At 65.3% G+C, this 15,553-nt stretch carries 9 protein-coding genes; 3 read left to right on the forward strand and 6 right to left on the reverse strand.

Annotation, left to right across the window (positions count from 1 at the left end; all coding sequences use genetic code 11):
* Positions 1-95: 95 nt before the first annotated feature.
* Positions 96-3,548: a hybrid sensor histidine kinase/response regulator gene (locus AMD14_RS21450; RefSeq protein ID WP_171843851.1), complete on the reverse strand. Its 3,453-nt coding sequence runs from the start codon at positions 3,546-3,548 to the stop codon at positions 96-98.
* Positions 3,549-4,272: 724 nt separating this feature from the next.
* On the opposite strand from AMD14_RS21450, the gene AMD14_RS21460 reads away from it, so the two are divergent.
* Positions 4,273-6,915, forward strand: coding sequence for a glycosyl hydrolase 115 family protein (locus tag AMD14_RS21460; protein ID WP_040107701.1), 2,643 nt, complete (start codon positions 4,273-4,275; stop codon positions 6,913-6,915).
* A 91-nt stretch (positions 6,916-7,006) separates the two neighbouring features.
* Here AMD14_RS21460 and AMD14_RS21465 read toward each other — a convergent pair whose 3' ends face one another.
* Together AMD14_RS21465 and AMD14_RS21470 are read right to left on the reverse strand one after the other, a co-directional pair.
* Positions 7,007-9,406 carry a GH36-type glycosyl hydrolase domain-containing protein gene (locus tag AMD14_RS21465; protein ID WP_029829669.1) on the reverse strand — a complete coding sequence of 800 codons (2,400 nt, stop codon included), beginning with the start codon at positions 9,404-9,406 and terminating at the stop codon, positions 7,007-7,009.
* A gap of 2 nt (positions 9,407-9,408) precedes the next feature.
* Positions 9,409-10,791, reverse strand: a complete 1,383-nt coding sequence (locus AMD14_RS21470) for an MFS transporter (RefSeq protein ID WP_011052801.1) — start codon at positions 10,789-10,791, stop codon at positions 9,409-9,411.
* A 157-nt stretch (positions 10,792-10,948) separates the two neighbouring features.
* Between AMD14_RS21470 and AMD14_RS21475 the strand changes: the two genes are divergently transcribed.
* Positions 10,949-11,533 carry a gluconokinase gene (locus AMD14_RS21475; RefSeq protein WP_005914567.1) on the forward strand — a complete coding sequence of 195 codons (585 nt, stop codon included), beginning with the start codon at positions 10,949-10,951 and terminating at the stop codon, positions 11,531-11,533.
* Between the two features lie 819 nt (positions 11,534-12,352).
* Entirely contained in the window at positions 12,353-14,083 is a 1,731-nt protein-coding gene (locus tag AMD14_RS21480) for an outer membrane protein assembly factor BamB family protein (protein ID WP_040259990.1), read from the forward strand.
* Between the two features lie 286 nt (positions 14,084-14,369).
* Here the strand turns inward: AMD14_RS21480 and AMD14_RS21485 are convergent, their stop codons facing one another.
* The 3 genes from AMD14_RS21485 to AMD14_RS21495 are packed head-to-tail and all read right to left on the reverse strand — an operon-like array spanning position 14,370 to position 15,466.
* A complete protein-coding gene (locus tag AMD14_RS21485; protein WP_003490140.1) occupies positions 14,370-14,597 on the reverse strand; it encodes a hypothetical protein in 228 nt (75 codons plus the stop codon).
* Positions 14,578-15,027 carry a 3-dehydroquinate dehydratase gene (locus tag AMD14_RS21490; RefSeq protein ID WP_015463757.1) on the reverse strand — a complete coding sequence of 150 codons (450 nt, stop codon included), beginning with the start codon at positions 15,025-15,027 and terminating at the stop codon, positions 14,578-14,580. Before AMD14_RS21490 ends, AMD14_RS21485 begins: the two co-directional genes overlap by 20 nt.
* A gap of 10 nt (positions 15,028-15,037) precedes the next feature.
* Positions 15,038-15,466: a hypothetical protein gene (locus AMD14_RS21495; RefSeq protein WP_003490144.1), complete on the reverse strand. Its 429-nt coding sequence runs from the start codon at positions 15,464-15,466 to the stop codon at positions 15,038-15,040.
* Positions 15,467-15,553 lie beyond the last annotated feature (87 nt).

Genomic DNA, 15,553 nt, shown 5'->3' on the forward strand with positions numbered 1-15,553 from the left:
GCATGGGATTGCGACCCGCACGCGATCGGCATCATGGGATGCTTGCTCGATGCCGCGTGCATCCCCGCAGTCGCGGCGATGGCCCGATGCACCTGTCAGCGTGTTTTTGCATCGTGGTAGGCGCTCAGGAACGCGCGTAACGAGGCCGGCTTCACCGGCTTGGTCAGCAACCGATAACCGCGATCGCGCGCGAGCTGCTTGAGTTCGTCGCGGCCGTCGGCCGTGAGCAGGGCGCCGGCGATCGGCGCCGGTGCGGCGGCTTGCACGGCATCGAGCGTGTCCAGGCCATCCATGCGGTCGTGCAGGTGGTAATCCACCAGCATCAGGTCCGGCTGTTCGCGCGCACGTTCCAGTGCCTGGTCCACGGTGCTGGCGGTGATCACCTCCACCTGCCAGCGGCCGAGCAGCGCGCGCATGCCATCGAGAATTTCGCGGTCGTTATCCACGCACAGCACGCGCAGGCCGGCCAGCGAATCGCCACTGCGCGATGCACGTGCAGCCGTCGCCGGCAAGGGCGGTGCCACCGGAACCGGCGCCACACGCGGCAACAGGATCGAGAACATGCTGCCGCGGCCGACCTGGCTGCGCGCGCTCAGGTCGTGGTCGAGCAGGCGCGAGATGCGTTGGCAAATCGACAGACCCAACCCCAGCCCCTGCTCGCCCCAATCGAAGGGCTGCTGATAGCGGCGAAATTCTTCGAAGATCTGCCGCATGTGGTGTTCGGGAATGCCCGGGCCGGTGTCCCACACCTGCAGCTCCACCTGCTGCCCGCGCCCGCGCATGCCCAGCACGATGCGGCCCTGGCGCGTGTAGCGCAGCGCATTGGCCAGGAAGTTCTGCATCACCCGGCGCAGCAGACGGCGGTCGCTGCGCACCCAGATCGCGCGCACATGGACCTGTAGCTGAAGACCACGGCTGGCCGCCACCGGCGCGTATTGCGCGGCCAGCTCGTGCATCAGCGCGCTGGCGTCGAAATCCTCGACCGTGGGACGCAACCCACCGGCATCCAGGCGCGAGACGTCGAGCAGGCCGTCCAGCAGTTCTTCGGCCGCACGCAGCGAAGCATCCACGCGTTCGGCCAGATGCCGTTGCTCTTCGTTGTTCTGATGGCTCTCGCGCAAGGCCGAGGCGAACAGGCGCGCGGCGTTGAGCGGCTGCAACACGTCGTGGCTGATCGCGGCCAGAAAGCGGGTCTTGGATTGTTGCGCCAGCTCGGCCTCGCGCGAACGATCGGCGACGCGTTGCTCCAGATTTTCATTGGCGTCCAGCAACGCGCGTTCGGCGCGCTTGTAGTCGGTGATGTCGTTGTAGCTGGTGACGTAGCCACCGCCCGGCAGCGCCTGGCCGCGCATCTCGATCACCTTGCCGTCGCTGCGGGTTCGTTCGAACACATGCGGCGAGCCGGCGCGCATATGCCGGATACGCCGATCGATCTGGTCTTCGATATCGCCCTCGCCCAGTTCGCCGCGCTCGGCGTTGTAGCGGATCAGATCGGCCACCGGCCGGCCCACATACAACATGCCATCGGGATAGCCGAACAACTGCTGATAACGCCGGTTCCAGGCGGTCAAGCGCATGTCCGGGTCGACCACGCTGACCGCGGCGCTGATGTTTTCCAGCGTGGTGGACAAAATCTCGCGATTGAAGCGCAGCTCCTGGCCGGCTTCGTCCAGCACCGCCACCACTTCGCCCAGTTCCATGCCCGAACCGCGCAACAGGCTGGTCAGCACCAGGCGCGCGGAGGCGGCGCCGATGGAGGCGGCGAGCAGGCGTTCGGTGAACTGCACCCAGGCGCGGTCGGCCACCACGGTGGGCTGCAGTTCGCGTTCCAGCAGCGAGGCCTGGTCGACGAAAGCGCGATGCGCGTGCCGTTCGCCCACCACACGCTCGGCCAGCGCCTGCAGATCGGCCACGCGCACATGCCCCGGCCAGTCGCCGGCCACCGCCGGGCGCTGCGCGTACGGGTCCAGAAACGGCGCTGCACGCAGCCGCTCGTCCACGCCGGGACGCCAGCGCGCGGAGACCAGCATCATCGCGCCCACGTTGATCAGCAACGACCAGAACGTGCCATGCGCCAGCGGGTCCCAGCCGCGCATGCCGAACAGCTGCTGCGGCTGCAACCAGGCGATGCCGAACGGCCCGTCCACCAGCCAGTCCGTCTGTAGCCAGCCGGCGCGCGTGGCCGCCGGCAGCAGCAGCGTGTAGATCCAGGTCATGAAGCCGAGCGCCATGCCGGTCTCCACGCCCTTGCGGCTGGCACCACGCCAATACAGCCCGCCGATCACACCGGGCGCAAATTGCGCCACTGCGGCAAATGCCATCAGCCCGTACGCAGCCAACGTGGTGTCGTTGGCGACGCTGCGGTGATATCCGTAGGCAATGAGCGCCAGCAGCAGGATGGCAACACGTCGAATCCACAACACGCGCGAGGCCACCGCCGCGCGCGCATCGGCGCTGCCGCGGCGACGCAGCAGCACCGGCATCACCAGGTCGTTGCTGACCATGGTGGCCAGCGCGATGCTGGCCACGATCACCATGCCGGTGGCCGCCGAAAACCCGCCCACATACGCCACCAGCGCCAGCACCGTATTGCCCTGGCTGAGCGGCAGTGCCAGCACCACCGCATCGTCCACCACCGCACTGCCCTTGCCGAACAACGCGATGCCCGCCGAGGCGATCGGCACCACCATCGCCGAGATGATCACCAGATAGGCGCCGAAGAACCAACGCGCACGGCGGATATCGCCAACGTCGCTGCATTCGACCACCGCCACGTGGAACTGGCGCGGCAGGCAGATCACGGCCAGAAAACTCAGCAGTGTCTGCGAAATGAAGCCCACCGACGGCGTGTGCTCGAACAGCGTGCGCGCCGAATCGGCGATATGCAGTCGGTGCTCGCTCAACCACAGCCACGCGAACAGCCCCACCGCCACGATGGCGACCAGCTTGATCACCGACTCCAGCGCGATCGCCAGCATCATGCCGCGGTGGTGTTCGGTGGCATCCACCTGGCGGGTGCCGAACAAGGTGGCGAACAAGGCCATCAGCAATGCCACATACAACGCCGGGTCGGCGAAGATGCCGCGTCCGGCGCTGCTATGCCCGGTCAACACCTCCAGGCTCATCGCCACCGCTTTGTATTGCAGGGCCAGATAGGGAACGATGCCGATCAACGCGATCACCGCCACCAACGCGGCCAGCCGGCGCGAACGGCCGTAGCGCGAGGAGATGAAATCGGCGATGGACACGGTATTTTCGGCGCGCGCGATCAGCGCCAGGCGCTCAATGATGCGCCAGCCGAACAGCAGCAACAGCAGCGGGCCCAGATAGATCGGCAGGTAGCCGATGCCATTGCGCACCGCCGAGCCGACCGCGCCATAGAAGGTCCACGACGAGCAATACACCGCCAGCGCCAGGCTGTAGACCGCCGGCCGCAGCCACGGCCGCTCCGGATACAGCGGGCGGCGGTCGCCCCACCACGCCACCCCGAACAGCAGGGCTGCGTAACCCAGGGACACCAGCAACAGGATCCAGCTCGAGACCAACATGTCCTCCGACGTGGCGCAGCGCCAGCGGTGGAGTGTACGCAGTCGCGCACATTGGCGGTGCAAGCGCGGCATCCGGGCCGGACGGGGTCTGCCGTGTGGTTTGCATCGGCATGCGCGCTCGCCCTGCCGGGCTGCTCAAGGCCTTGGTGGAATGCGCAGACGCCGCCTTGGCGGGCATTGGCATCGCAGACGCGCAAACATGCCCGCGCGGACTGCGTGCATATCTGTGGTTGGTTTGCCGCCACCGGTGCGGCGCCCATGGTCTGCTCACACATGCCAGCGCGGTTGAATCGCGCTGCTGCCATCGCCTCGATCGGCGAAAACAGGGCCGCGAGAGGCACTACCTGCGCAGGGACATGGCCGCCTACACCCAGCAGCCGCGCCTGCCGGCAGCTTGATGTTAGCGCTAACACAACGTACTTTCTGATCACCTCGAGTCGGACGATGTGCCCAAAGCGTTTCGTTGCTCGATGTCGTCTTGCATGACAGCAGTGCCTGCCACGCAACGCCATCGCTTGCGCCACCGCGTGATGCGATGACTGCTGCACTGCAGCGACGGCAGTCACCTCACCGCGATGCGCGTCATCACAACGCGATGGAACGCACCCTCTCGTGCAGGCGCGGCGCATACCGGCGGTGCATCGGCCGCGCCCGCCGCTTGGCAGTGCCGTCGATACGCGTGTCGCACCCATCCAGAAACCAGCACCGCATGTGTGGAGAGCCCATGACCGTTCAAGCAAGAAGCCAGATCTCGTCGAGTGCGCCGTCGCGCATGCGCTCCCTGCTGATCATCGTGGCCGGCCTCTTCGCCGCCGACGGTGTCTGGGCCTGTACCACGCCAGTGTCGGTGTGCGAACGCGACAGCGCCGGTGCGTTTGCGCTGATCCGCTCGGAAGCACCTGCCACGGTCGTGGTCGATGCCTCGGCCGATTCCGCGGTGCGATCGGCGGCCGACAATTTCGCAGCCGACCTGCAACGGGTTGCCGGCCGCACCAGTGACGTGAGCACCGATCTGGCAGGCGTCCGCGGAACGGCCGTGATCGTTGGCACGCTCGGCCAGAGTCCGATCATCGATGCGCTCATCGCCGCCGGGAAAATCGACAGGCGCGCCTTGCTGCAGCGCTGGGAGGCGTACACGCAAATTGTCGTCGATCGCCCCACGCCGCAGATCGATCGGGCGCTCGTCATTGTCGGCGCCGATCGCCGTGGCGCGGTCTTCGGTACCTACGATGTCTCGGAAAAGATTGGCGTGTCGCCGTGGTACTGGTTCGCCGACGTCGCAACGGCGCATCGATCCAACCTGTTCATCACCCGCGGCAGCGTGTCCGATGCGCCGAAGGTGCGCTACCGCGGATTGTTCATCAACGACGAAGACCCTGCCTTGAAGGGCTGGGCGACGAAGAAATTCGGTGGCGTCAATGCGAAGATGTACGCGCATGTCTTCGAGCTGGGCCTGCGCATGAAGGCCAACTATCTGTGGCCGGCGATGTGGGGCAAGGCATTCAATGTCGATGATCCCGACAACATGGTGCTGGCCGATCAGATGGGCATCGTCATGGGCACCTCCCATCATGAGCCGATGATGCGCGCGCAGAAGGAGTGGCACCTCAAGAGCATTCCCAACAGCGGCGGCGCCTGGGACTACACCAGCAATGCCGCCAACCTGCGCGCCTTCTGGAAGGGCGGCATTGCGCGGATGATGTCCAAGGGCGGCGGTCAACGCTACGACAGCCTGGTGACCGTGGGCATGCGCGGCGATGGCGACGAACCGATGGCCGAGAGCACGGCCAGCCATTTGCTGGAAAAGGTTGTGGCCGACCAGCGCGCCATCATTGCCGATGTGACGAAGGCGCCAGCCGCGCAAACGCCGCAGGTGTGGGCGCTTTACAAGGAAGTGCAGGGCTACTACGACCACGGAATGCAGGTTCCCGACGATGTCACGCTGCTGTTTTCCGACGACAACTGGGGCCAGATCCGCCGTCTTCCGGTCACCGACCTGCAGCGCACCGGCGGGTATGGCGTGTACTACCACTTCGATTATGTGGGGGTGCCGCGCAACTACAAATGGATCAATACCAATCAGATCGAAAAGATCTGGCAGCAGATGGATCTGGCCTATCAACGCGGCGCACGGCAACTGTGGGTGGTCAACGTCGGCGATATCAAGCCGATGGAATATCCACTGAGCTTTTTCCTGAAGATGGCCTGGAATCCGCAAGCGATGACGCCCGGCGCACTTGCGGCGTATCCGCAGCAATGGGCGCAGGAATCGTTCGACGCGGCGCATGCCGCGCGTATCGCAGAGCTGATCACCCGCTACAGCATGTTGGTTGCACGGAGAAAGCCGGAATTGGTCGATCAGGACAGCTTCGCCCTGGGCGAAGGTGCGCCGGCCAAGCTGGATGGCGGCGAGTTCGGCGCGATCGTTGCGCAATGGCAGGCGCTCGAGCAGCGCATGCTGGGCGTCAAGGCGAGTTTGCCCGCCGACCAGCAAGACGCCTATTACCAGCTGATCGAATACCCCATCGCGGCCGTCTCCAATCTCTACCAGCTCTATTACGCGGCCGCATGGAACAAGCGCCTGGCCGCACGCAACGATGCACGTGCCAATTACTTCGCCGACATGGTCGAAACCACCTTCGAGCGCGATAAGGCCCTGACACAGCGTTACCACGCGATCAACGGCGGCAAATGGGACGGCATGATGAATCAGGTCCACATGAGCTATGTGATCTGGAACGACCCCACCCAGCAGTCCATGCCCTCGATCAGCCGCGTCGGCGGCGATACGCCGCCCGACCGGATCGCACGCTCCATCGCGTTCGCACCGCCTGCGCCGCAAACGCCAGGGGTCCTCTCGCTCGAAGCGCCCATGTTCTCGCGGGTCATCGCCAACAAGGGGCTGCAATGGACGTCGATCCCCGCGCTGGGACGCACCCAGGGCGCCCTGGTCGCGCTGCCGCAGGGGCAGCCTGCCACCACGGCCGAAGACCGTGTCGCAGTGGAGTACGACGTGGTGGTCTCCACGCCGGGCCCTGCAACGCTCGGCCTGTATCTTGCGCCCACACTGGAGACGTCCAACCGCGGGCCGCTCCGCCTCGGCGTCTCCATCGACGACGGTCCGGTGACCACCGTCAATTGGGAGCTGCACCCGACCGGCGGGGCGCAGAACACGCCCGCCGAAAAAGCCTGGGCAACCGCGGTACGGGACAATGCAGTGTTCGTATCGGTGCAGATGGGCGCGGTGGCGAAGGGTCGGCACACGATCAAGGTCTTCAGGATCGACGACAACATCGTCCTGGAGAAGCTCGTGCTGAGCACCGTGCCGGTGCCTGCGTCCTATCTGGGGCCAGGGCCGACACGCTGACGCAAGCCGGCAGGAGGGCGTCGCGAGCGCGCTCCCGCTGCTTCAGCCACCCATTGCCGCCGCCAGTGCTGACACGGCGAGCGACCCGCCATCAACCGGGCAGCCTTACCTCGACCCGATACACCTGCCCGCGCGCGATGTTGCCGATGCGCTGCTCCGGACAGAGCTCGCCATCCACCAGCACCTCCATCGCGGTGCGGCCCGGCTCGCGCGTCAGCGTGAGGTCGAAGTCCGCACCACGGAACTGGCGCCTCGCACGCGCCTGCGGCCAATGCGAGGGCAGCTGCGGGCGGATCGCCAGCGCATCGCCCTCGCCCACCAACCCGAACAGGCCTTCCAGCACGCAGCGATACACCCACGCCACCGTGCCGGTGTTGAACAGCTGGCTCGAACGCCCGGCCGTACGCGGATACTGATGCCACGCGCCACGGTAGTAGTTGGGCAGCGACACCGGCAGGTGGCCGCGTTGCAGCACATCCTCGCGTGTCGGCCCTGGCAGCAGGGCGCGCAGGATCTCCCAGGCGCGGTCGGCCTCGCCAATCTGGTAAAGGCTGTACAGATAGAATGCCGCCGCGTGGTTGTACACCGCACCGTTTTCCGCCGCACCCGGCCACTTCTGGGTCAGCCGGCCCACGTCGTCGCGCATGTGCGTGTACGCCGGCGCCAGCATCACCGGGCCGTACGGCGTGTGCAGCTGCTCGCGCACCGCCTCCAGCAGCGCCGCACGTTGCTGCGCATCGGCAGTGCCGGCCAGCAGCGCGAAGCTCTGCGGATTGAGATAGATGCGCCCCTCCACATCGTCGGCGATGCCGAAGCGCACCCCGTCGTCGGTGATGCCGCGCGCGTACCAGTTGCCGTCCCACAGCTCACGGTTGGCGTCGGCGTTGATGACGGCAACCGCCTCCCCGAATGTCTGCGCCTGCACGCTGCGCCCTTGCGCGGTGCAGATCTCCGACCACAGGCGCACTGCATACGCGGTGGCCACGGTGAGCCAGCCGGACACGCCCTTGCCGCGCCAGCCGACCATGTTCATCGGGTCGCACCAGTCGCCCTGCGCGATGAAGCTCAACCCACGTGCATCGCGCGCATCCAGCAGCCATTGCATGGCCGCATCCAGGCGCTCGGCCACGCTCAGGCGCTGCCCGTCATGGGTTTCCACGCGCGCGCCCAGGATGCTGGTATCGCCGGTTTCGGAAAGATAGGCGCTCAGGAAGATCGGCAACCACACGCAATGATCGGTATGCGGCACCTGGTTGATGTATTTGAGCTCGGCGCCTTCCACCAACAAGATGCCGTCCGGCATTGCGCCGCTGGGCTCCTGCTGCGACAGGGCATGCAACAGCGCCGCGCGTGCGGTGGCAGGCTGCAGGTAGGCCATGCCCATATGGTCCTGCAGATAGTTGCGCGTCTGCGGATCGGTGGTCAGGCGATTGACGTCGCCGTGATAGAACACCTGGCGCGGCAACCAGTGGTTGACCAGATTGTCCAGCGCCGCATCCGGTGTTGCGATCTGAACGCAGCCACGGCCGGCCTGCAGATAGTCCGCATATGCACGCGCCGCCTGGGCGAAACCAGCTTCGGACAGATAGCGCGCACGCAGCGCGGCGATTTCGGCATCGTCCTTGGCCGGCCCGAATGCGAAGCGATACACGCTGGCCGCATCGGCGTCCAGGGTCAGCCGGTATTGCAACGCGGCCGCCGGCGTTTCGTAGTGCGCATCGTGGTTGCCCAGCTGTTCGGCCTGTACGGCCGAAGGCGCGTGCAACCCACCCTCGCCTTCGAATGCCATCTGCTGCGCGTCCCAGGCGACCGGCGTCTGCTCGTGCAGCAGGAAGGTGCAATCCTTGAAATCGCGCTGGCGGAAGTAATCGTCCACCTTTTGATACGGCGCCACGCTACGGCAGACGATCCCGCCCAAGGCCGGCTCGTATCCGCCGGATTGATGCATCCACGACATGTAGCCGACCGGGAAATACGCATACAGGCTCAGTCTGCGTGTGCGCCCGGATCCGTTGTGCACACGACATTCCCACAGCTCCACCGCATCGTCGGTGGGCAGAGAAACGCACAACTCCACCACGATATCGTCGTGGCGCACCCGCCAGCGCACATCGTGCTTGCCGGCAGAGAATTCGAACGCCTGCGGCTGCGCGCGCACCGGCTCGTGCGGCACCGAGTACAGCGCGCCGGTGTCTTCGTCCTTGAGATAGAAAAACCGCCCAGGATGATGCGCGTAGTACGGCTGCTCGGGCATCATGAAATTGCGCGCTTCCAGCATCGGCGCATGCGCGTATTTCGATGGCTCCGGCTGCATGAACTGGCCGGTGGCATAACCGCGGCAGGTCAGCTGCACCATCATGCGGCGGTTCCACAAGAAGCCGCTGGCATTGGGCATTGCAGTAGGGCTGTAGAGCGCATAGCGCGCGCCATCGGCGCTGGGCGCCATCAAGCTGGACAGCGCATCGGACGTGGCGTGGGGCGTTGCAGACACGGTCAGGGGTGCTCCGGTTCGTCGCGCTTGCGCGCGGCCAGTTCATGCTGGATGCGGTTCAACAGCCCGTCGTCCAGCGGATAAAAACGCATGGTCCAGGCCGCCAGCAGTGCAACCGCGCCTGGAATCACGGTCAGCAGCAGCACGATGCCGGTCAACGACCCGGTGGACTGCGCGGTGTTGGCGACATAACCCATCGCAGCCAGCACCCAGGCAATGCCGGCCGAGGCCAATGCCCCGCCGAGCTTTTGCGAAAACGTCGCCGCGGCGAACGTCATCGCCGTGGCACGGCGGCCGGTGCGCCATTCGGTGTAGTCGGCGCTATCGGCATACATCGAAAACGCCAACGGCGATTTCGGCCCCAGCGCCAGGCCGATCAGCATGTTCAAGACAAACACCGCCCACACCGCATCGGCCGGCACGAAAAACATCGCGCAGCTCAGCAGGCCGACGAGCACCATCAGCCAGAACATCAGCTGGCGCTTGTCCCAGCGCCGCGTCAGCAGCGGCGTGATGGCCGCACCCACGCCCAGGGCCACCGAATAGCTGCCCAGAAACAGGCCAACCAGATCCGGGCGTTGTACGTAGTACTTGAGGTAGTACACGCCCGCACCACCGCGCATGGTGATCGTGATCATGATGATCAACGACAGCACGAACAGTACGCACCACGGTTTGTTCTGCAGCAGATCGGCGATGTCGCGACGAATCGGTGTGCGTTGTTGCGGCGGCGGCTGCACGCGTTCGCGCGTGGTCAGCGCCACGGTGACGAGCAACGCCAGCGCCACCGCACCGTACAGCATCATCGTGCGTTGCCATCCCAGCGCGTCGTTGCCTGCGCCGAACCAGCGCACCAGGTCCATCGTGAAGTAATTGACCAATGTGGTCCCTGCAAACGCACCGATGAATCGCAGGCTGATCAGGCCGGTGCGCTGCTGGCTGTCGGCGGTAATCACGCCGGATAATGCCGAGTACGGAATGCTCACCACCGTGTAGGCCAGCATCATCACCAGGAAGGTGATCGTGGCCCACCACATGCGCCCATGGTGGTCCAGATCCGGCGTGGTGTAGGCAAGCACGCCGGCAGCGGCCATCGGCAGCGCGCCCCACAGCAGGTACGGGCGGAACTTGCCAAGCCGGCTACGCGTGCGGTCGGCCAATGCGCCCATCGCCGGGTCGGCGATCGCATCGGCGATCTTGGTCAAGAGGATCATGGTGCCGACCGCAGCAGCCGGCAGGTGCATGGTGTCGGTGTAGAAGATCAGCAAAAACGCCGAGATGTTGGCCCAGTACAGATTCAGCCCCAGATCGCCGGCGCCATAGCCCAGCTTTTCGCGCCAGCGCAGGCGCGCCGATGCAGGAGACGTTGCGGGCGATGACGGCATCGACACACCTTCAAATGCGTTGTACCCGGCCGAGCACGCCGTTACGCTGAGTGCCCGCGCACCTGGCGAGGAGCGCCGACGCTACACCACGCATCGGCTGCCGCCAACGTGAAATCCATTCGAATGCCGAATCGATCCAGAGATATAACCTGACGTGATGGACACCGCCACACATGCCACGCCCGCGTCCGCTTCGCCGCTTGCCATCGTGGTGATGGGCGTGTCGGGCAGCGGCAAGACCACCATTGCACAAGCGCTGGCAGCGCATTACCGCTTCCGTTTTCTGGACGCAGACGACTACCACAGCGTGGCAGCACGCGCACAGATGGCGGCCGGCCAACCGCTCACCGACGCTATGCGTCTGCCATGGGTAGAACTGCTGTCGGCCACGCTGCGCGATTGCGTGCAGGCCGGCGAATCGGTGGTGCTGGCCTTCTCCGGTCTGCGTAGCGCGCATCGCCAATTGCTGCGCAACAGCGGCGTGCCGATGCGCTTCGTGTTCCTGCACGCAGCCCCGCACGTGATCGCCGCCCGCCTGAGCACCCGCGCAGGCCACTTCATGCCAGCCACATTGCTCGACAGCCAGCTGCAGACATTGGAGCTGCCGCTGGACGAAGCGGACGTGGTGTCGGTGGACGTGGATGCCAGCGTGCCTGCGGTTGTGCAGGATGCGATCGCACAGCTGGCAGCGATCGATCCTGCCGCAGTGCAACATACTTCACGTGCATCGGAGCGGGTGTAAGCGGACGCACACGACGTGCGTGATGCCTACGGTGAGTGCCGCCTAGGCCGTTGTGCGTTGTGCGTTGTGCGTTGTGCGTTGTGCGTCACGAGGCTACCGCTTCCGTGCCGATGGACAACCCGTAGCGATAGCGCGACGCGCAGCATTACCGCAGTGCACAGAGGGCAAGACACAACGGCGCAGCGCCAAACCTGTCGCGCTAGCTTGCGCATCCAGCGCGCATCCACGCGGCCGCATGCCGCAGAAAAGTACCGCATCAGCAACGCGCCATTCCCTTCTCCCGCCGGGAGAAGGTGCCCGGAAGGGGCGGATGAGGGTACGGCCACCCGCATCGCGCATCTCGCCACCTCCGCACGCCGTACGACAGGCAACGCGCAGCGCAATCAGCCGCAGTGCTGAGCCAATAAGCCCCATTCGCTACATACCGCAGAACGCTGCAATCGACCGCCGACATCGCGCACCGGGTTCGTCGTGCCCTTCCCCATCGCGTCCATCCGTTGCAAAGGCCCACACCCAAGGTTGCGCAACATTTCCTGGTTACTTCTTGCAAACCGCCATCATCGGCGCATCTTCGGCCAAGACCGCATCAATCATTTTTTCTATCGCAACACAGGAAATAGTGATGAATCATCACGATTGGTGCGAATAGCGAACCGATTGAACGCAAATTTTTCAAGCTGGTCGCACCAGATGCGAACGGACCCGACCATTGTCTGAATGCAGCGCTGCGCAAGTGTTGCGCGGTCATGTCAATCGTCCATCGTTCGGTCAGCCGATCCGGGGGGATCCAGCGCTTCCTTCCATCTAGGACATGCCGTGATGACCAACCCCAAACGCCGTTTGCGACTCCGCAGTTTGACGCTCGTTCCTTGCCTGCTCATCAGCGCCGTGGCTTTGGCGCAGTCTGGCGCCACCACCGCGCAGCAGCCGGTATCGTCCCTGGATACCGAGGCATTCGCACGCTCCGGCCAGGTCTGGCGCAGCTTCGGTCAAGACCTTCCCTTCGCCAGCCCCACCAACTGGACCACCGCCGGTGGCGGCTACTTGAACTCGCGTTTCGCACCGGGCGAGTGGAAGATCAATCGCACCACCGCCAAGACGCTCAAGCCGGCGTGGACGCTGACCACCACCGGCGACATCTCGGCCACGCCCAGCGTCGAAGGCGGCACCCTGTATGTGCCCGACTGGGGTGGCACGCTGTATAGCGTGGACACGCAAACCGGCAAGCCGAACTGGCAAGCCAAACTGTCCGATTACACCGGCAACGCCAACTCGGTGACGCGCAACACGCCGGCCATCAGCGCCAAGAGCATCATCGTTGGCGACCAGGTCGCCGGTACCTTGCTGGCGCTGGACAAGAAGACCGGCAAGCTGCTGTGGAAGACCACGGTGGAAGCCAACCCGCAGGCGCGCATCACCTCCTCGCCGGTCATCTACGGCAACCGCATCTACGTCGGCGTCTCCTCCGGCGACTGGGGCAACCTGGCGGCCAACCACACCTTCAGCTTCCGCGGCAGCGTGGTGGCGGTAGATCTGAACACCGGCAAAAAGGTATGGCAGTTCTATAACGTGCCCGAGGGCTACACCGGCGCCTCGGTGTGGGGCCAGGTGGCCATCGACCCGATCAACCGTCGCCTGTATTTCGGCACCGGCAACAACTACAACATTCCGCAGGGCGTGGGTAACTGCATTTCAAACGCGCGCTCTTATCGCGGCAGCGAACTCACCGTGCAGGATGAGCTCGACTGCATGGCGCCGGACAACTACGTCGGTTCGGTGATTTCGTTAAATCTGGATACCGGCAAATTAGTCTGGGCCAACCGTGCACAGGGGTACGATGCGTGGAACCTGTCCTGCGTCGTGGCGCCGACCAACGGTCTGTGCCCCAACACGCAGGCAACCAACCTGACCGGCCCGGATTACGACTTTGGCGGTGCTGGCGTGCAACTGTTTGCCGTGCCGCGCAACGGCAGGTTGCAGCAGTTGGTCGGCGCTGGTCAGAAGAGCGGCATCTACTGGGCCTTCGACGCCAAGACCGGCGCCAAGGTCTGGTCGACCCAGGTCGGCCCCGGCGGCACCACCGGTGGCGTGGAATGGGGTACCGCGTTCGACCCGTACAAGTCGCAGATCTACGTGGCCATCAACAACAACTCCAACGCGACTTATACGCTGGGGCCGGCGAACGTGCAGACCCATAACGGCGGTTCGTGGGCCGCGCTGGACGCGGCAACCGGCAAGATCAAGTGGCAGGTCAAGGTGCCCGGCATCAACCCGGTGAATCCGACCGTGCCGGCGGGCGGCCAGGGTTCGCTGACGGTGTCGCCAAACCTGCTGTATGCCGGCTCGATGGCCGGCAATATGGTCGCACTGGACGCCGACACCGGCGCCACCGTGTGGAACTACAACGCCAGCGGCTCGGTGATCAGTTCGCCGGCCATCGCAAACGGCGCGCTGTATTGGGGCGCCGGCTACGGCCGCTTCAACTTCGGCACCGCGGCCACAGGCAACCAGCTGACCAAGTTCGTGCCCGATAACGCGGCAGCCAAGTAAGCGGCGTCTGCAGGACGGCAGTGACGCGTCCTGTCTGCACACGACACTGCCGCCTTCGGGCGGCAGTGTCTTTCAGTGATTGTTGTTGGGCTGGTGTGGCTGCAAGCGCTGCAAGGAGTAGGCCGCAATGCGGTGCGGGATCGTCTGCAGCGATGACGCTACGTCCACGCGCCAAGCACAGCGCGGCAAGCAGAAAATCGCCAGTGGTTGCCAGGCGGGTACGGACGTCGTGCAGCACCCGCCTAGCGGCTGCGCACACTCTGTTGTAGCTGCTCCAAGCTTGCAGCTATAACCGCGTGACCTGGCACAGGCGAATCTGCCCTGCTTCCAGGCCGTGCGCCTCGGCCGCACGCCGGCGCAGCGCACGCACCAGGGCGGCTGCGTCCAGCTCGCCCTCGGCCGACACGTCCACGCTATGCGCCAGTTGCCCCCACAGCACCGGCCGACCATCGCAGTAGCCCTCGTAATCGGCGAAGTAATGCAGCTGGCGCCGCTCAGGTCCCGACGTGGACATCGCCCTGGATCTCCGTGCAGCCCAGATGTTCCAGCGCGATCTCCAGCCCCAACAGATAGCTCTGCGCGCAGTAGCCACGCACCGTGGCGATGCACTGCCCCAGACCGTGCGGCAGGCAGCGCTCCGGACGGTCCACGCTGTCGTCGTGCGTTTCCACATAGGGGTAAGGCAGGTCTCTGAGCACGCGATGCAACCGCGCACTGTCCACGCAACTGCCCGGATCGATCAGCGCGATCTCCATCCGCGCCTGGGCGGCCACACGCAGCGCATCCAGCAGTTCCTGTTCCGAGCCACAGGCACGCAAGGCCACCGTCCTGCCCGCGTCCCCGGCACACGCCACCAATTGGCGAATGACGGCGCGCGGCAACGGCTGCGGCCCACGCACCAGCGGCGTGGCCGCCTCCGGCCCACGCATGATCATGATCGACATGGCGACCTCCTCAGGCAGCAACGCGCAATGGCGCGTGCAGCGACGGCAGACACCGTGCGGCAATGCCGAGCGACATCGCATACGCACGCGGCGCATCGTGCGGCGTGATCACCACCGCCAACGGCGCATGCTGCGCATGCAGCCACGGCTCCAGTTCCTGATCGGCATGGGTATGCAGCTCGATATACGGCGTCGGCAACGCGTCCACCGCTGCCCGCAAGGCGCGCGCGCAGCTGCGCTCGGACAAGGGCAGATCGCCCGAATCCAGCAATACCAGCTCCACCTCGGCATCGCCACCGGCCGCATGCAGCTCGGCAATCAAGCGATCCACATCGGCACACGCCAGCGTGCGCAACGCACGCCCAGCGCACGCAGGCAGTTGCATCGGCACCAACGGTGCCGGATCGGCCTGAGGACCGCGCAAAATCAGGATACACATCGTGTTCGGCTCAACGCACCACAGTGCGGGAGTGCCAAGGTAGGCCTGGCGGGCATAAAGGGGCTATCCGCACGCCAGTGCGCGAGC

Source organism: Xanthomonas citri pv. citri, from assembly GCF_000961215.1.
In the GTDB taxonomy this organism is placed as follows: domain Bacteria; phylum Pseudomonadota; class Gammaproteobacteria; order Xanthomonadales; family Xanthomonadaceae; genus Xanthomonas; species Xanthomonas cissicola.

What these genes read in the sequence shown, in the direction of transcription:
- AMD14_RS21450 (WP_171843851.1), bottom strand. Translation starts at nt 3,548, where the DNA reads ATGTTGGTCTCGAGCTGGATCCTGTTGCTGGTGTCCCTGGGTTACGCA.
- AMD14_RS21460 (WP_040107701.1), top strand. Translation starts at nt 4,273, where the DNA reads ATGACCGTTCAAGCAAGAAGCCAGATCTCGTCGAGTGCGCCGTCGCGC.
- AMD14_RS21470 (WP_011052801.1), bottom strand. Translation starts at nt 10,791, where the DNA reads ATGCCGTCATCGCCCGCAACGTCTCCTGCATCGGCGCGCCTGCGCTGG.
- AMD14_RS21475 (WP_005914567.1), top strand. Translation starts at nt 10,949, where the DNA reads ATGGACACCGCCACACATGCCACGCCCGCGTCCGCTTCGCCGCTTGCC.
- AMD14_RS21480 (WP_040259990.1), top strand. Translation starts at nt 12,353, where the DNA reads ATGACCAACCCCAAACGCCGTTTGCGACTCCGCAGTTTGACGCTCGTT.
- AMD14_RS21485 (WP_003490140.1), bottom strand. Translation starts at nt 14,597, where the DNA reads ATGTCCACGTCGGGACCTGAGCGGCGCCAGCTGCATTACTTCGCCGAT.
- AMD14_RS21490 (WP_015463757.1), bottom strand. Translation starts at nt 15,027, where the DNA reads ATGTCGATCATGATCATGCGTGGGCCGGAGGCGGCCACGCCGCTGGTG.
- AMD14_RS21495 (WP_003490144.1), bottom strand. Translation starts at nt 15,466, where the DNA reads ATGTGTATCCTGATTTTGCGCGGTCCTCAGGCCGATCCGGCACCGTTG.